This window comes from uncultured Coprobacter sp. (assembly GCF_947855755.1).
Classification (GTDB): domain Bacteria; phylum Bacteroidota; class Bacteroidia; order Bacteroidales; family Coprobacteraceae; genus Coprobacter.
In genome coordinates this window covers 215,258-233,914 of sequence record NZ_CANUAR010000001.1, presented here as the reverse complement: position 1 = coordinate 233,914, position 18,657 = coordinate 215,258, and the positions used below count along the sequence as shown (strand labels likewise).

Below are 18,657 nucleotides of genomic sequence, written 5' to 3'. Positions count from 1 at the left end.
AATTTTATTATCAGAAAATTTAGATAGATTCTTGAAATCGTTTTATTGTAATTCGGAAAAGACAGTTGGATTTAGATAAGCTTTTAAGATAGCTTTTTAAAGAAGTACTTTAAATATATACAAACACAAAAAAATAATTTATGAGAAACATCCAGAATTTTTTATTTGGTGCGTTAGCCTTGTTGGTTTCCTGTAGTACACCAGATGTTACAGAAAAAACTCCGGTAGATTATGTAAACCCTTACATGGGAAATATCAGTCATTTGTTGGTTCCGACATTTCCTACTATTCATCTTCCGAATTCTATGTTGAGGGTTTATCCTGAACGACCTGATTACACAGCCGACCAAATTAAAGGGTTGCCTTTGATTGTAACCAGCCATCGTGGAAGTAGTGCGTTTAATCTAAGCCCTTATCAGGGTAGTGAAGAAACTCTACGACCTGTCGTGAATTATACTTATGATAATGAAGTTATAAAGCCTTATTATTATAGAGTATATCTTGATGAGCAAAGTACAGATGTAAAGTATGCTCCGAGTCGTCAGTCGGCTCAATATGAGATTTCGTATGAAAAAGACGCTCCGGTTTATTTGATTTTGAATAGCAAAAATGGAGCGATGCAAGTAAACGATAACACGGTAAGCGGGTATCAACAACTCGAGAATAATACTCGGGTCTATCTTTATCTCGAAACAGAAAATAAACCCGAAAAGACCGGTGTGTTGCAAGATAACAAGTTAAATACCGAATTGGACACGATTAGCGGGAATAATGCATGTGTAGCATTATATTTCGGAGATAAAGCCCAAGTTCAGAAAATACGTTACGGTATTTCTTTTATCAGCGAAGAACAAGCTAAAAGCAATATGGAACGTGAGCAAAAATCCTATGATGTAAATGCTTTGGCAGAAGTCGGTAAGAAAGTCTGGAATGAAGCTTTGGGTAAAATAGAAGTTCAGAGTCCTGATGAAGATGAAAAGACTATATTCTATACCTCTTTATATCGGTGTTATGAGCGTCCTGTCAATATCAGTGAAGATGGAAGATATTTCAGTGCATTCGATGGTAAGATACATGAAGATGGAGGAAATGCATTTTATACGGACGATTGGATTTGGGATACATACCGGGCGACACATCCTTTGCGTGTATTGATAGACACGTTGACCGAGACGAATGTGATTCGGTCTTATATATTAATGGCAGAGCAGATGGGAGATATGTGGATGCCTACTTTCCCTGAAATCACTGGCGATTCTCGTCGGATGAACTCGAATCATGCCGTTGCGACAGTTGCGGATGCATACGCTAAAGGATTGAGGGGTTTTGATTTGGAAAAAGCTTATTTGGTATGTAAAAAAGGAATAGAAGAAAAAACTTTAGCTCCGTGGAGCGGAAAACCTGCAGGTTGGCTAGATGATTTTTATAAAAAGAACGGTTACATTCCGGCTTTAGCACCGGGAGAAAAGGAAACAGTTCCTGAAGTTCATCATTTTGAGAAGCGGCAGCCTATAGCGGTTACTTTAGGTACGAGTTATGATCAGTGGTGTCTTTCTCAGATTGCCGAAGATTTAGGTAAGAAAGATGATGCAGAACATTATTTAAAGTGCTCGTATAATTATCGAAATGTGTATAACCCTGAGACTCAATTCTTTCATCCGAAAGATAAGAATGGTAAATTTATAGAACCGTTTGATTATCGTTTTTCAGGAGGACAAGGTGCTCGCGAATATTATGGTGAAAATAATGCTTGGGTATATCGTTGGGATGTACCTCATAATGTCGGAGATCTGATCGCTATAATGGGAGGAGCTGATCGTTTTATAGAAAATTTGAACCAAACTTTCCGTGAACCATTGGGACGGGGAAAATATTCTTTCTATGCACAGTTACCGGATCATACGGGTAATGTAGGACAATTTTCTATGGCGAATGAACCCAGTCTCCATATTCCGTATCTATATAATTATGCGGGACAACCTTGGATGACGCAGAAACGTATCCGTACGTTATTGAAAGAGTGGTTTCGTAACGATCTTATGGGAGTTCCGGGAGATGAAGACGGGGGCGGTATGTCTGCTTTTGTAGCATTCAGTTCGATGGGTTTTTATCCGGTAACTCCGGGTAGTCCGACTTATAATATCGGTAGTCCGATATTTCCGTACGTGAAGATGACTTTAAGCAATGGGAAAACATTCGAAGTTATTGCTGAAAATTGTAGCGATGAAAATAAATATATTCAGAGTGCGACTTTAAACGGAAAAGAATTGAATCAGCCTTGGTTTAATCACAGTGATATTGCGAATGGAGGAAAACTGGTGTTGAAAATGGGTGATAAAGCGAATAAAGCATGGGGGAGTGATTTGAAAAATGTTCCTCCATCGGCTAAACCTCTTTAAACATTTGTTTGATATATACAATTTAGAAAGCCTCAGAGAAAATTTTTTCTGGGGCTTTCTTGTTGTTTTTCGGGTGATGAATGTACTAATGATAAAGAGCGATTGTTGTCTGTCGAATTCAACAATCGCTCTTTATCGTTTTTTTAATCTATTTAAAATTCTGCCCGACTGGATAGTAGATATTCTATAAACAGGTTCTTATGCTCAGAATGATTATTTCCGGTATTTTATTTTAGTCTTTCCATCCCAATGATCTGTGCGGAACGGAGAAGCCGGTAATCCTTCTGAATTATATAGGTTGCAACCTTCCGGATTATCAGACCATGCATATCGTACGGCGATGGGTGTTTTTACAGAAGGACTGGATACAATTACTGTATTCCCGTTTATTACGGCATCGGCCCATACGAATTTTTTATCAGCTCCGGCAATGGCAAATTGTTTAAGTTTTCCGTTTCGGGCGGTTAATCCGTTCCCTATATTTTCAAAAAAAAGTATGATTTTATCGTCTTTGATCTTCATATTTTTATAAGTCGGTCCTGAGGCAACTATTCCCTTTTCTCCGTATGCTGTTTTTCTTGCGGCTAAGGCTAAACGTTTTCCCACATCTTCTTTATTTACCGGATGTATGTCATCTGCTTCTCCGAGATCTATGATTACCGACATCGCAGTTTTAGGTAGTTGTAGAGTCATAGATTGAGCTTCCCGTAGTTCTGCCCAATCAGATTCTTGAGGTTGGGCATCTGCTTTTTTAAAATTAGCCAATTGAACAAATAAGAATGGAAATTCTCTGCCCCATTGCTTTCTCCAGTCTTTGATCATTGCCGGGAATAACTCTCTGTATTCATAAGCTTGATCTGTATTGCTTTCCCCTTGATACCAAATGACTCCTTTAAAAGCGTAAGGTTTTAATGGCGAGATCATACCGTTGTAGAGAGCAGTAGGCATATTGTAAGGATTATATTCACCCGGTCGTCCTCCGATTTTTACGCTTCGTTTGAATTTCCATGCACCGTCAATGTCTATGCTATTTTTATTTCCGTTCCAATTATATTTTCGGGGTTGATCGAGAAGTCCGCCTCTTCCTCGATTATTTATGATACGGACGGCGATAATATTTTTTCCGGCTTTTACTAATGATGCAGGAACTTTATATCGTCTGATTCCTATTTTTTGTTGTCCTATTAACTGTCCGTTAAAATAAGTATAGTCAATGTCGTCTACACCGCCCAAATCGAGAATTCCGTCCTTACCGGCGGCATCTTGTGGTAATAGTATTTCTTTTCTATACCAGAAAGCGCCTTGGTTATTCGGAGATGCATATCCGTGGTTGTCCCATAAGTCGGCCTGAGGCATTGTTTCCCAATTGCTGTCATCAAAATCATAGGCAGCCCATATAGCATGTCCGTTTTGATATCCTTTATCTTCTCGTTCTACTTGTAAATCCCATTTCTCTCCGTTTTGTCTGGCTTGTTCAAATTTTTTTTCAAGTTCTTCCGGAGTTTTGAGAATAAAAATATCATTATTATAACGGGACATGTTTTTCAATCCTTCTTCACTTGTCCATGCTTCGGCTTTAGTTCCACCCCAGTTCGAGCTGATCAATCCTATGGGAATTTGATATTTTTTATACAGTTCTTTGGCAAAAAAGTATGCAACGGAACTGAAATTAATAGTATTTTGAGGATGTACGGATTTCCATCCGTATGTTTTGCAGTCATCTTGTTCTGACACGGCATATTTTTTTTCGATCATTATTTGGCGTATTCGGTCATTTTGAGCATTTGCAATTTCATCTGCATATTTGATTTTGGCTCGTGGATTCGTGAATTGGTACGCCATATTGGACTGACCGGAACATATCCACACATCACCGATCAATATATCTTTAATATAGATATTGCTCCCATCACCTTTAATATTCATATCGTATGGACCTCCGGCTTTGAGCGGCTTTAATCGTATAATCCATTTACCATCGTTTCCTGTTTTGGTTTTGTAAATTTTATTGTTGAATTTCAACTCTATTTCCGAATTTTTTGTAGCCCATCCCCATACGGGTATTTTTGTATCGCGTTGCAATATCATGTGGTCTCCTATTAATCCGGGTAATTTTATTGCTGCATTTGCATTTTTGTATCCTGCAAGCAGACATAAGAGTAAAAATACGCTGATAAATTTTTTGTTCATGGCAATGTAATGTTTAGTTGATTTTGTAAAATTCGATAATGCAAATAAAAAATCAGGCTCTTAATAAAAATGTGAATATGGACTTAATAAGTGAAATTTTTGAAAATATCATTATTTAAGCAACTTTTGAGCAGCAGAAAAAAATGTAGATATAAAAATATTTAGGTATAGTGTTCGTTAGTAACATACAGGAGTCTTGGAATTATTTTTATGATTCCTGATCTGTGAACATTTTCTGAAAGGGCGTCTGCCGAGAAGATATATAAAAGAGAATACTTCCTATTTAATTGAAATTAATGTCTTGGGTTAATTCTGAATTAAGAAGTTTTTTAAGGTATCCCATTTATTTTTGTATCATAATTCAACACAACATGAAAAACAGAGTATTGATAGCATCCGTATTGTTCTTATCTGTTATCGGGATAAACAGAGCATTGGCACAAAAATATGAAAATAACCGTTATGGATTGGCTTTGGAAAAAAAGGAAGGCGGTTATGTTTTGAAAGATGCCAAAACGATAAAACGTTTAGAAGTATTCGATATCGATAAAGCTCCGGCCGATATGTTCATACCTTATAAACATAAAATGCGGAAACTTAAATCTGAGGATTTTAATCAGTGTACGACTCTCCATTATGTATTTAAAGAATATCCTAATCACAAATTGGTAATAGAAGTCGATTTACCAAAGAATAATAAGGATAAGAAAATACCGTATATGGTATGGATTCATGGAGGAGGATGGCATGGTGGAGATTGTATGGGACATAAAGGAATTTCTACTTATCTGGCATCTCACGGTATTGCAGGCATTCGGGTTTCATATTCTTTCCCGTCTGACGGCTCAGATTTTAATGCTTCTTATCAGGATTTGAAAGATGCGTTGAAGTTTATCCATAAACATGCTAAGGAGTGGAATCTCGATGAGAAGAACTTCGGTTTCGGGGGACATTCTGCAGGTGGACATCTTTCTTCTTATATGGCCATGACGACTAAAGGAACGAAATTTCTGGTTGCATTTAATGGAATATACGATATAGAACATGTCAAACAGGGATTTGTACCGGGAAAAGATTTTACCTATTTCGGAACAACAGATGCACAACGAGCAGAAGCTTCTCCGGTTAATAAAGTGCCGAAGAAACCACCGTATGTGATACTTACATATAGCGGAGGCGATTATTTGGTAGATCAGGACCAGATGCTTCGTTTTGAAAAAGCGTTAAAGGCGCGTAATGCTCGAGTAGAAACTCATTATAAAAATTATTATTCACATGCAGGATTTATAGGAGGATCTGATATTTATGAAGATATGATGATTCATGTGCTGAAAAAAGCGCAGGAGATTTTACAATAGGAGAAAAAGAGAGAATAAAAATGGAACATGGAATAACATATAAAAGAGAGAAACATTATGAACAAACGATTATCTTCTTATTTTGCTGCCGGGTTGATGGCCTGTTTGGTAGGCTTTTCGGTGAATAAAGCAGAGGCGCAAGAAGTATTTTCCAATAACTGGTATGTCGGAAATACCGAAGCCGGTGAATGGATACGTTACAAACAAGTCTATTTGGCTGAAGGAGACTACCGTTTCACAACCAGGGTTGCTGCGCGTAGGGATAACTGTAAGTTACACCTTGAGTTGAATAACGAAACTTTGGTAAGTGACGTTGAAGTACCTTCTACTCAAAACGGGGAGTTTACTTTGGTGCATTTGGGTCATAAACATTTGAAGAAAGGTTATTATGACATAAAGCTTGTTTTTGATACGGATGATATCAATTGTGATATGATTTTTATTCGTAAAAGCTCTGCAACATCAAATAATGTATTAGATGATGATATTCAATATAGTTTGAATTGGGATGATCCGATGCCTATTTTTGCAATTACTGCTACTAATTTTACCAGTGCGGCTTTGGCAAAGTGTGGGGATAAAGGCGATAACGGGAGCTGGACGGATAAAAATAATAACTATTTTACCGCCGAGCAGATGCTGAGGTGGTATAAGCAGCAATTGTATACTTATACGCCGGAAAATACTGAGGAAGCAATGGACCAATTGGTTTCGGAGCTGGTTGAAGCGAAAGTGGAAGTAGCTTATATGCATGGACGAGGAGATCATGATCAAGTGCATAATGTCGATGACCGTCTTTATACAGGAGGTCCTGGAGCTTTCGGCCCGCGTCTGATCAAACGTTTTGTGGATGCCGTAAAGCGTTCGCCTTATGCCAAAGATCATTTAAAAATGGCTTATTTTGTAGATAACGCTGTATTTCCTCGTGCTTACGATGATCCGAAGTATGGTAATACGACCGGGAAGACAATGGAATGGGGTGATCCTGATTTTCAGGAATACATCTGGAACTATATGTTTAAGCCTTGGTATGATGTTGTACCAAAAGAAATGTTGTATATACGCCCTTCTTCCGGAGCTGTACCCATTCAATTGTGGACGGCTAATTTCTCGGAATACGACTACAATAAAAAGGATAATAAAATATTAGAGTTTTTAGAATATATCGAAGGTAAAATGGATGAAACTTTCGGATTGAAGGTCGATTGGATTTTACCGGATAATTTCTGGAAAAGAGATCCGCGTACTGAAGAGAAAGCCGCAGGTATTCAGGGATGGTTTACTTGGGGAGCTAATATAACACCGACACCATGGGAGTTTAAGGGAAAGTATTATAGTTTTGCTTTTAATGGAGGACGTTTGCCCCTGAATAATGTATGGTATAACGATTGGGTATATGATAAAGACCCGATTCTTGAGACCGGAACTCCTGTTTTGGATAACAGTGGAAAGCCCAAGGATGATGCTCATTTTTCTTCATTGGCAAAAGATGGAAAAACTCCGGTTATTCGTGAAATTTTCGAGAATGGCAAAAAAGTCAAATCTGAGTGGATCGTATTGGAATCTTGGGTAGACTGGGCAGAGGGTTCAACGTGGTATCGGAGCGATCATCCGGAATATTTATATCCTAATCAGTATATATCTTTGGTTCGTGAATTTGCCGATGAAGAATCTCAATGTGTACTCCTTGAGGCGGAAGGTTGTGACGATTATTATGATAAAACTCCGGGAAACTCGGGCGGCGCTTATCGGTATGAATGGCATCATGGTAAAGAATCCGATTTGGATATCTATCGTCCTCTGCATAATATCTTAGATTTGTGCAAACAAGGAACTGCTTCTTGGCCGTCAACTGCGTACGTAACGAATTTTACAGCAGGATTTAATGATGTATGGCAGAGTACATCGGTAGGAAATATTGTTTGTAAACCGATTCATGGAGCAGATCCGTCCTCATCTTTTCTTCCTATTGATAAAAAGCCGAGTGGATCTTTGAAAAAATTAGCATTGGGAAAATATTATGCTTGGGCTATAACGGATGTAAGCGGAAATAATAAAGTTTATCGTACGGAATTGCAACCGGGGGCAGCTTGCAATCAGGCTTATGGCTGGGTAGATGTGACGAATGGTCAGCCGATGGTGGATCTTGATCTGAATATGCGTGAGGTTTGGGGTATCGATGCCGAAGGTGCTGTATATTATCGTAATTTGCATGGGGAAGTTCGTCTTGACGGAGGTACGAAGCAACAGACAAATTGGACGAAAGCGGGAGATGATAATATCCGGTTAAAGTCGATTACGGCTGATGATAAATTCGTATGGGGATTTACTACTGACGGGAAATTAGTTCGGATGTCTACTGAAAGTAAAAAAGGTTTTCTTGAAGTCGGAAATCCATATAATCTGACTAAAATCGATGCCGGTGGCGGTGAAGTATGGGGTGTTAATGAAGACAAAGAAATTTATCGGATTAATTCTTCTGGAGCAGGAGAATGGGAACGAGTTTTGACAAATGGTGTTATTCCGGACGATAAGGCAGAAAATGTCAGTGTCGGATATGAATATGTTTGGATACAAGGAGTACCTGTTACTACCGGGCGATCGAAATCTTCTACATATTATCGGGCGATTTTAGACGGATTCCAAGGCAAAAGCGTTTATGCTTTGGCTGGTAGTTCGACAGGAACAGGTGTCGATATTACAAATGCAGAAACTAAAGTATCGGTTTTCCCGAATCCATTTACAGATTTTGTTCGGGTAGATGTTTCTGCATTTATAGCAGAGCCTGCACAAGTTGCATTATACGATATGAAAGGTAATTTGGTTATGTCCAGCATAGAACAGTTGCAAGAAGGACAAAATCGCATTACATTAAATACTTCGAATCTGAATAATGGTGTCTATATTCTGAAAGTGATTTCAGAACACAGCAAAGCAATAGTAAAGCTGGTAAAATGAAAGATTGTTTTAGGTTGATTTAGTTTGGTAAAAAAGAGAGAAGAAGACGAATGTTTTCAGACATTCGTCTTCTTCTCTCTTTTGATTAATATCTATTTTTAGTTGTCATTTAACTGTAAAGTAAGTCTTTGGTTAATTTGCCCGAACTATTTTTGAAATTAGAAAACTTTTATTTTGTAATACACATGAAAACAAAAACACTTTTTTTAGGAATGTGCCTGTTGATGACATCGGGAGTGACAGCACAGCAACGTAGTTCGTCTCAGATTGGAGAGAGCGGTTGGGCATTATGGCTTGATCGAGATGCTTCATGGAAGAATGATTCGTTGTATTTGCCTCCGACGGATATTTCAAAAATAACTGTTGCAGGACCGACTTGTGGATGGGATAATCTTTTTTCGTCGCTTCGCCCTGAATCGGAAGCAAAAGAAGTTGTTAAAAATAAGACTTTGTCTTTAAAAGTCAAAGTTCCCGGAACAGTAGAAGAATACTATTGGGATGCTCTTTCGAATAATAAAGGTTTAGGAAATACTGGGGATTATAAAGGTGTCAGTTGGTGGGGAACTGATTTTACAGTTTCTCGGGAGATGAAAGGAAAACGTATAAAGATATTTTTCTCAGAAGGTATTCGTCAAAGAGCAGAGGTATTTGTGAATCGTAAGCTGGTTGGTTATGAATTGGTACACCAGACTCCTTTCGAGATCGATGTGACTGATGTCGTAAATTACGGAGGTAGTAATGAATTGGCAGTTCGGATAACCGATCCTTCCGGCAATTTCAGTTGGGGGGATTATACCGGAGACAAATGGGGTGATTATCTGTTCCCTCAATCTCATGGTTTCGGCGGAATTTTAGGGATTGTAGAACTTCGTTCTATGTCACCTTTACATGTATCGGATGTGTTTGTTAAAAATAAACCGTCATTGAAGGATATCGATGTAGAAGTCGAAATTATCAATGAGGCGGTCAGGACATTGAAAGGAAATGTAGATATCGCTATTGTAGAAGCATGGAAAGGTAATGCTCCGGTAGCTGATCCGAATATTTTGTTTACAAAGAATTTGGGCAAAGTGAATGTAAAGACCGGAGAAACGACAAAGCTTACTTTTTCAGCCTCAGTACCCGAAGCTCGTTTGTGGGAGTTGAAAAATTCGAATTTGTATAATGTCGTAACAACGATTAAGGATAGTAAAGGTACGGTTATAGATCAGCATAAACAGCGTTTTGGGTTTCGGTTTTTGAGTGTGGAAGGGTACGGCAAGGATGCTACACTTTATTTTAATGGTAAACGTACTTTACTTATTTCTTCTATTAGTTGGGGATATTGGCCTACTAACGGGATGTATCCGACTCGGGAGCTGGCTCGTAAACATATAGAGTCGGCATTTATATTGGGACAGAATATGTTGAACTTTCACCGTTGTCAGGGAAATACGCAGGTACTTGACTTGGCCGATGAAATGGGGATGTTGTATTACGAAGAACCCGGAGGATATAGTAGTTCGAGAGTAAAAGAAGGAAGTGAGCAGAGTAAAATGAAAAATCGATTGCTTGCTAATCAATTAAACTCGCAACGTTTTTTAAGAATGGTGAAAAGAGATCGCAATCATCCTTCCTTAATCATGTATAATATGATTAACGAGCCGGGATGGATTCCCGATGAAAGAGCTAAGAAAGATATGGCGGATGCTCATTTGTTGGATCCGACTCGTTTGGTTACATACGGTTCTGGATTTATGAATGTCGGGAATGATGAGCCTCGAAAATTGCACATGATCCCGTATGACCAGACTCAACGCACTGTCGGATATTGTGATGTGCATAATGCCGGGAATTCGGCTGGAGTTTATGTTGATGCTATTTATAGTTCTCCTGAGAGTTTCCTGCGGAATGAACGGGCTGAATCTGAAATTTTTGTTTGGGGAGAGGAGGCCGCGTTAGCATCTCCTCCGCAGTTAGAGAAAGTTGTTGCAGCAATAGAGAAAAATGGAAATCGTAATGGATGGGATGGTGCTGATTATAAAGATTGGTTGAATTCTTATAGAAGTTATATTAAAAATAAAGGACTTGAGAAATATTATCCCTCGATAACAAAACTCATTACTTCTCTGGGCGATATAATGTACTATGAACACGGACGTTTTCTTGAAAATGTGCGAATCGCCGATGGTGCGGATATTTATGTTTTCAATGGGTATGAAGATATGAAAAATGATAATTTTTCGGGTGCTGTTGATGTTTTTCGTAATATAAAGGGTACTCCTGAATTGATTAATCATTATGCTCAGCCTGCGTTTGTTGCTGTGAAAGTCCGGGAAAAAATCGGACATGTAGGAGATACTAATCTGTTCGATATGTTTGTTGTTAATGAGCATGCTGTTCCAGAGGGAGATTATAATATAAAAGCTTGGGTTGTCACTCCGAAAGGGGATACAGACATATTGTATGACGGTACTGTAAAAGTCTCTGGCGGTGATATGTTCAGCGATTTGGCTGCAGCGAAAATTCCTGTGAAATTAAGTAAAGGTATAGGTTATTATAAAATAAATGCAGAATTATCAGATATGTCGGGTAAAAAAGTCGCATTCGGTTATGATAATATTTTTGCAGTAGACTGGAAATCTGATAAGATAAACGGTTATGGTGCTGTGATAGGCGGTGGAATGGAACTTACTAATTTTTTGAAAGATCAGAAAAAAGCGAATGTGATCGCTTATGACGAGTCTCTTGGAAAGTTAGATTATATTTTGGTGGGTTCTATCGATCAAGGTACGGCGTTTAATACTATATCGTCATTTTGTTTCAAGGCGAAAGACGGAAAAACAATGGGACTGAATCTGGATTATTTTCGAGGTAAAAATTTTGATATGCAAGTTGACCGTCGTATTTCTGCCGCACCGATAGATTTTAATGTCGGCAGTAAACTCATTCCCGGATATGATATATTGGGCGATACAAAATTTTCGCTTCGTTGGGAAGGTTATATTGTAGCACCATATAGCGGAGAAACGGAATTTGAACTTTCGTATGATGATGGAGCGAATCTTTGGTTCGACGGAGAACAGGTTGTCGACAATTTTAGGAACGGGCCTAAAAGAGTTGTGACGTTTAAACGTAATTTGGTAGCCGGAAAATCATATCCTTTAAAGATCGAGGCTTATCAAGACGGAGGAACTTGGGAGTTTGCTTTGAAATGGAAATTACCGGTAAAGATTCAAGAACCGGACATGTCGGTATTGTTGAAGAGAGTACGGGATGATGGAACTAAATTGATATTGGTCGATAATGCTGAATCGTGGATGGCTAAATTGAAAGCTGTCGGAGCAGTTCCCGGTTATAAAGTATTTCATCCTTCGAAAGCTTGGGTGGGTAGCAGTTTTATGGTAAGAGAACATCCTTTTTTCAATGAATTGCCTGTAAACAGAGGTATGAATTGGGAATATCAGCGTTTAGTAATTTATGATGGACCGAAACATTTCGGGTTATATGAAATGCAAGGAGAAGAACCCGTCGTATCTTTGGTCGGATCACCCTTTCATCAGATAACGACATCTGTCGGGGTATTGCCTTATGGAAAAGGAAAGATTGTTTTCTCTTCTTTAGATTTGTTACCGAATTTGAGTTTAGATAGTAAACCGGCGAATGTCCCGAAAAAGATTTTATGTAATTATTTGAAATGGGCTACAGATACACCGATGAATGAGACCTATTTTAAGTAGCTTATAACTTTGGCGAAAAAGATATTTTTGTTGAAAAATTAAGAGATAAAAGTCTCTTAAATTAATCAAGAGACTTTTCTTTTGTAGTATAATTTAAAACTTAAGAGAGATGAAAAACATAAAAAGCAGATTGTTGATAAGTATTTGTTCGGTATTGTTTTTGTTTCCTTTTGATTCAATGGCGAAACACCTTGATCGAGATCGTATTGTTGCGAATCCTATAGATCTGAATTATCGGTTTCGTCCGGAGAAACCGAGTCGAAGAGAAGCTGCCGATCCGGTTATTGTCTTATATAAAGACAAGTATTATATGTTTGCCTCCAAGTCTGAAGGATATTGGAGTTCGGCCGATCTGGTGAAGTGGAATTATATCCCTTGTAAATCTATTCCGATTATAGAAGATTATGCTCCTATGGTTATAGAATTGGGCGGTGAGTTATATTATACGGCCGGATGTACCCGTTTCTTTAAAACATCCGATCCGGAGAAAGATGATTGGAAAGAGATAAAAGTCAATAATAAAAATCGACATGACGATATTACTATTTTTCAGGATGATGATGGCAAAGTTTACTTTTATTGGGGATGTCATGATAAAAAACCGATACAGGGGGTACAGGTAGATCCGGAAAACGGTTTCAAAGAGATTGGTGAGGTAAAAGACTTGATTTTGCATAATTCAGTAAAATATGGAATCGAATCGAACGGAGACCGGAATGAAATGAATAAGGACGGCTATAATGAGGGTGCTACCATGACCAAATATAAAGGGTTGTATTATTTGCAGTATTCTACTCCGGGAACACAATTCATAACGTATGCCGATGCGGTATATGTATCGGAAAATCCGTTAGGACCTTTTACTTATATGGAGGATAATCCTTATTCGATCAAACCCGGAGGGTTTATTTCCGGAGCAGGTCATGGACATACATTTCAGGATAAGTACGGTAATTATTGGCATGTTTCTACGATGGTAATAGCAGTGAAAAATTGGTTTGAACGTCGTTTAGGATTGTTTCCGGTTTATTTCGGAGACAAAGGTCACATGTACTGTCATACGGTATTCTCCGATTATCCGATGCAGATACCCGGTAAAAGGATGAATTTCAAGAAAGATGATTTATCCGTAGGGTGGAATTTGCTATCTTATAAGAAAAAAGTCTCGGCATCATCGTTCCAACCGGGACATGAAGCGGTAAATGCCGTGGATGAAAACATCAAGACATGGTGGGCGTCTCAGAGCGGGAAATCGGGCGAATGGTTTCAGATCGATTTGGGACGGACGATGCAGGTCGAAGCCGTTCAGGTAAATATCAGCGATCAGGATTTCGAGACATTGCGGAAAGATGCAGCACCCGTATACCGTTATATTTTGGAATCTTCTTGTGACGGAAAGAATTGGCAGACGATAGGCGACCGGAGGAACAATGAGCGGGATGCCGTACATGAGTTGCTTGTTTTGGAGCGTTCGGTATCAGCCCGTTATATTCGAATAAAGAATGCTGCGGATCTCGATGGCGGTGTTTTTTCACTATCCGGACTACGAGTTTTCGGGACAGGTAAGGGAAAAGTCCCGTCTGCAGTTACCGGATTCAAGGCCGTCCGCAATGCAAAAGACCGTCGTCGAGCCAGTTTTAGTTGGGACGGACAAGGGGATACGACCGGTTATGTGATCCGTTGGGGAACGTCTCCGAAGATACAGAACAATGCCGTCATGGTTTATGGGAATGAGGCTGAATACGGTTTCTTTAATCGGGATTCTCGATATTATTTTACGATACAGCCGTTCAATGAAAATGGAAAAGGCAAGATAAGTAAAGTTATTTCTGTAGAGTGAGTAGTAGCCTTTATTGAGGAACATTTGATATAAGTGAAAATTTTCTAAGAGCTTGTCTAAATTTTTTTGAAAAATTTATGCAGGCTCTTTATAAATTATGTATATAAAAATTTTAATAAGAAATTAATTCAAATACGGTTGAATATTTAATAGAACAAGGTTTTCTTTGTTAAATATTTGATCACAATACACACATATATTATTTAAAGCCATGAAGAATTTAAATTTTTCTCTTCTTCTGTCTTTATTTTTCTTGACAATATTGTTGCCGGAATCGGTTGATGCAAAACGGATTGATAAAAAGGTTGACGGGCAGGGTGTAGATGATATTCCGAAAGTTCGTATTGCTGCTTTTAAAGGTGATAAGGCATGCGCTATCAGCTATACTTTTGACGATGCGTTAAGGGATCAGAGTATATTGGCTGCTCCTATGCTTGAAAAATACGGTTTTCGAGGGACTTTTTGGGTTATTCCTTCGACAGTTCCCGAAACAGAAAAGGAAGTACTCGAGAGTCCGAAAAAAAAATGGGGAGGTATTACTTGGAAGAGATTGAAAGAGATGTCGGATAACGGACATGAGATCTCGAATCACGGTTGGTCTCATAAGAATCTTGTACATCTGAAATCGGAACAGGAGATTCGTGCGGAGATAGAGAAAGCCGATAGCCTTATCCTGTTGAAAATAGGGAAGAAGCCCCGAACATTCTGTTATCCTTATAATGCATTCAATGATCAAGTCCTTACGATTGCGATGGAAAATCGTGTAGATACTCGTACTCGTTGTTCGGGTTGGGGATATAGAACGACGACTCAGTGGATGAATAACTGGGCCGACGGACTAATTAAAAAAGGAGAGTGGGGCATACCGATGATACATGCCATTATTGACGGGTTTGATGCGTTTCCATCGGCAGGCGTTTTGGATAATCACATGGCTTATGTAAAATCTAAAGAAGACCAAATATGGGTCGGTACGTTTCTCGAAGTTGCCAGCTATGTAAAAGAATCTGAAAATGTTCGTTTATCTGTGATCCCCCGAAAGAACGGTTTGATTTGTAAGACGGAGATGACTTTGGATAAAAAGCTTTTTACCGAACCTCTTACGTTAGTTATAGAAATGACAGGTGTGGTATCTGTTAAAGCTACACAGAAAGGAAAGAAACTGCCTGTAACAATTGCTTCGGATAAAATTTGCATCGATTTTATGCCCGGAGGCTCTCCGGTTAAAATACATTGGAAAAAGTAATTGATTAACGATAAGCATTTTTTATATTATTATGAAGACCGGAAAGAATAGTAAGTTTATAATTCAGTATTTAAAGTTTTTCTGTTTATTATTTTGTCTCGTATCATCTTCTTTGGGGTATGGACAAAAGGAGCAGGGCTGGAAATCGGATTGGATAGGAAATCGTTCTGAGGTGAAAGTTATAGAACCCGGTTTAGATGTAACAGGTGTCGCTATTTCTAAAAACAGGCTGTTTTTGGATGCGAAAAACGATAATATAGAGCTTTCTCGTGAATTGTCTGATGAATATCGAAGTTGTAAAACCTTATGGATAAGTTTTTCGGTTCGTAAAATTGCCGGAAACGGACGTTTCGGATTATCTTTATTGGGAAACTCTCAAGAGAAGTTATTTATAGGGGCTGTCGGTCAGGATAAAACGATTTGTTTCGGTTCGGAAAAATGCCGTGAAAAAATGGGAAATGCCGTACAACTTATTTTAAGAGTTGAAAAGAACAAGGCTTATTTATTCATAAATCCTCCGTTGGCGTCAGTCCCGGATGTTGAAGGGGCTTCCATGACTTTATCCGGAGATTTTTCTTTTGACCGAGTTACATTTTTGTGCGAAAAAGGTAATGTCGGAGAGTTTAGTCGAGTCGTTGCAGGAGAGCAGTTTGCCGATGTCGTTTTTCCTCGTAAATCGAATGATGATTTGAGAAGTATGGGAAAGCAACCGGTTATTTCGTGGAAGAAAGAAAAAGGGGCTTTATGGATAAATACGAAGTCCGGAATATTACGGTTGAAACCTTATGAGTTCGGGGCTCTTGCAGTTCATTCAGGATCGTTGAGAGCAATCGAGTCGGAGAAAAATTATGCAGTTTCTCAAGAACCTGCTGGAGCGAAATTTTCGGTAGAGGAAGATGCTGACCGGATTTTATTGAAAACAGATCGTTTTTCTGTTACTGTTGAAAAACTTACCGGGCAAATTCGTTTATATGATCGTTTAGGAAAATTATTGATTCAGGAATATCCGAATGGTGGCCGATCTGAAACCGGTCATGAAGAGAAAGTGGCTTGCCGTTTCAGTCTATCTCCGGATGAGGCTCTTTACGGGTTAGGGCAGTTTAGAGATAATTCGTTGAATCTGAGAGGTAAAAGAAGAGAATTAGTACAATTCAATACGCAAGCGGCTGTCCCTGTTATTTATTCGACAAAAGGTTGGGGAATATTATGGAATAATCCGTCTCGAACTATTTTTCAAGATAGTGAAGCGGGGATGAGTTTTCAATCTGACATAGGAAATATTATCAGCTATTATTATTTCGTAGGAGATAAGTTAGATGATTTGATTGCTTCTTATCGTTCGTTGACAGGCAAGGCTCCTATGGTTCCTTATTGGTCTTTGGGATATCATCAAAGTCGGAATAAGTATGCGACGCAAAAAGAAGTCATGGATATTGCAGAACGGATGCATAAAGAAAATATCCCGATGAGCACGATTTTTATCGATTATTTTTATTGGCAGAAATATGGTACGGGTTCTCATCGATTTGACGAGAATCTTTTTCCGGATGTTCCGGGAATGTTAAATTCTTTGCATAAAGATTATAATACTCGTGCCGTAATTACGATATGGCCGACATTTCGTCCCGGAATTCCTAATTATGAAGAGTTTAATAGAGACGGTTTATTACTTGACGGAGCAAAAGCTCTGGATGGCATTATTTATGACGCATTTAGCCCTAAAGCTGCCGAAATTTATTGGAAACAGGTAATGCCGTTAGTCGATTTGGGAATTGACGGTTGGTTCTTAGATGGTTGCGAACCGGACCAGGTAAACTCTTTTTTACCGACTGTAACTCACGACGGGCCGGCATTGAAAGTTCGTAACCTTTATCCGTTAGTACATGCTACGACGTTTTATAACGGGTTACTAAAAGCTCGTCCGAATCAACGGCCTTATATATTGACACGTTGCGCATGGGCTTCCCAGCAAAAAGTCGGTACGGCTGTTTGGTCGGGAGATATACCCACTACTTTTGATGAGTTGCGTAAACAAGTAACGGCGGGGTTAAATTTTGTAGCGTGCGGGATTCCTTATTGGACTACCGATATTGGCGGTTACTCGGGTGGTGACCCTGCTGATGAAAACTATCGGGAGGTGTTTACCCGTTGGTTTCAATACGGTACTTTCTGTCCTGTATTTCGGGCACATGGAAGACGTTATCCGGGTAATACGAAAGTTCCGAATGAATTGTGGGCGTATGGAGCTGAAGCACAGAAAATTTGTACGGAATTTATCAATTTGCGTTATGCTTTGTTCCCTTATATTTATACCTTGTCTGGTCAGACAACTCGCAATCATTATACACCGATGCGGTTGTTGGCTTTCGACTTTCCGGAAGATAAAAAAGTTCTCGATTGCAAAGATCAGTTTATGTATGGTCCTTCCCTTTTAATTTGTCCGGTTTTGAATGCAGGAGATCGTAAACGTGAAGTATATCTTCCTTCAGGAAAAAATTGGATCGATTTTTGGTCGGGAGAGGGCTACGAAGGAGGGCAAACAATAGTAGCAGATGCCCCGATAGAACGTATTCCTATATATGTTCCGGCCGGATCGATTATTCCTATGAACGTGTCATTATTGATGGATATCGATTCGAGTGCTCCGGTTGAAATACGTGTATATCGAGGTGCGAATGGTCGGTTCGAATTGTATGAAGATGATGGGAAAACATTTGATTGCGAGCGAGGAGAATATAGTTTGATTCCTTTTGTATGGAATGAAAAAGAGAGAACGTTGACCATTGAAAAACGTCGGGGTGCGTATAAAGGCATGTCGAAGGAAAGAGAGTTTCGTATTGTTTTGGTTTCGTCCGGAAAAGGAGGTGGTGTAGAAAAAGTTTCTCCAGATAAAGTCATTAAATATACAGGAAAGAAAATCGATATTAAATTGTGAAATAGTTACATG

The 18,657-nt window shown here is 38.9% G+C and carries 8 protein-coding genes; 7 read left to right on the top strand and 1 reads right to left on the bottom strand.

Translation table 11 applies throughout. The annotated features are described in order from the left end of the window. Positions 1 to 140: 140 nt before the first annotated feature. On the top strand, positions 141 to 2,399 hold the full coding sequence (locus tag Q0093_RS00870; protein WP_297928103.1) for a GH92 family glycosyl hydrolase: 2,259 nt from the start codon (positions 141 to 143) through the stop codon (positions 2,397 to 2,399). A gap of 213 nt (positions 2,400 to 2,612) precedes the next feature. Here the strand turns inward: Q0093_RS00870 and Q0093_RS00865 are convergent, their stop codons facing one another. Then, a complete protein-coding gene (locus tag Q0093_RS00865; RefSeq protein WP_297928101.1) occupies positions 2,613 to 4,589 on the bottom strand; it encodes a sialate O-acetylesterase in 1,977 nt (658 codons plus the stop codon). Between the two features lie 371 nt (positions 4,590 to 4,960). Here Q0093_RS00865 and Q0093_RS00860 point away from each other — a divergent pair, with 371 nt between their 5' ends. The 6 genes from Q0093_RS00860 to Q0093_RS00835 all read left to right on the top strand — a co-directional run bounded on the left by Q0093_RS00860 (position 4,961) and on the right by Q0093_RS00835 (position 18,645). Continuing rightward, entirely contained in the window at positions 4,961 to 5,947 is a 987-nt protein-coding gene (locus tag Q0093_RS00860; RefSeq protein ID WP_294176829.1) for an alpha/beta hydrolase, read from the top strand. 57 nt (positions 5,948 to 6,004) lie between these two features. Next, positions 6,005 to 8,905, top strand: a complete 2,901-nt coding sequence (locus tag Q0093_RS00855) for a DUF5010 domain-containing protein (protein ID WP_297928099.1) — start codon at positions 6,005 to 6,007, stop codon at positions 8,903 to 8,905. A gap of 185 nt (positions 8,906 to 9,090) precedes the next feature. Continuing rightward, positions 9,091 to 12,624, top strand: a complete 3,534-nt coding sequence (locus Q0093_RS00850) for a PA14 domain-containing protein (RefSeq protein ID WP_297928097.1) — start codon at positions 9,091 to 9,093, stop codon at positions 12,622 to 12,624. Between the two features lie 109 nt (positions 12,625 to 12,733). Further along, on the top strand, positions 12,734 to 14,464 hold the full coding sequence (locus Q0093_RS00845) for a family 43 glycosylhydrolase (RefSeq protein ID WP_297928095.1): 1,731 nt from the start codon (positions 12,734 to 12,736) through the stop codon (positions 14,462 to 14,464). A gap of 211 nt (positions 14,465 to 14,675) precedes the next feature. Then, positions 14,676 to 15,710, top strand: coding sequence for a polysaccharide deacetylase family protein (locus Q0093_RS00840; RefSeq protein WP_297928093.1), 1,035 nt, complete (start codon positions 14,676 to 14,678; stop codon positions 15,708 to 15,710). A 31-nt stretch (positions 15,711 to 15,741) separates the two neighbouring features. Continuing rightward, the gene (locus Q0093_RS00835) at positions 15,742 to 18,645 is read left to right on the top strand and encodes a glycoside hydrolase family 31 protein (RefSeq protein ID WP_297928091.1); all 2,904 of its coding nucleotides are present in this window, start codon (positions 15,742 to 15,744) and stop codon (positions 18,643 to 18,645) included. Positions 18,646 to 18,657 lie beyond the last annotated feature (12 nt).

Coding starts and splice junctions, on each gene's coding strand:
- Q0093_RS00870 (WP_297928103.1), top strand. CDS start 141: ATGAGAAACATCCAGAATTTTTTATTTGGTGCGTTAGCCTTGTTGGTT.
- Q0093_RS00865 (WP_297928101.1), bottom strand. CDS start 4,589: ATGAACAAAAAATTTATCAGCGTATTTTTACTCTTATGTCTGCTTGCA.
- Q0093_RS00860 (WP_294176829.1), top strand. CDS start 4,961: ATGAAAAACAGAGTATTGATAGCATCCGTATTGTTCTTATCTGTTATC.
- Q0093_RS00855 (WP_297928099.1), top strand. CDS start 6,005: ATGAACAAACGATTATCTTCTTATTTTGCTGCCGGGTTGATGGCCTGT.
- Q0093_RS00850 (WP_297928097.1), top strand. CDS start 9,091: ATGAAAACAAAAACACTTTTTTTAGGAATGTGCCTGTTGATGACATCG.
- Q0093_RS00845 (WP_297928095.1), top strand. CDS start 12,734: ATGAAAAACATAAAAAGCAGATTGTTGATAAGTATTTGTTCGGTATTG.
- Q0093_RS00840 (WP_297928093.1), top strand. CDS start 14,676: ATGAAGAATTTAAATTTTTCTCTTCTTCTGTCTTTATTTTTCTTGACA.
- Q0093_RS00835 (WP_297928091.1), top strand. CDS start 15,742: ATGAAGACCGGAAAGAATAGTAAGTTTATAATTCAGTATTTAAAGTTT.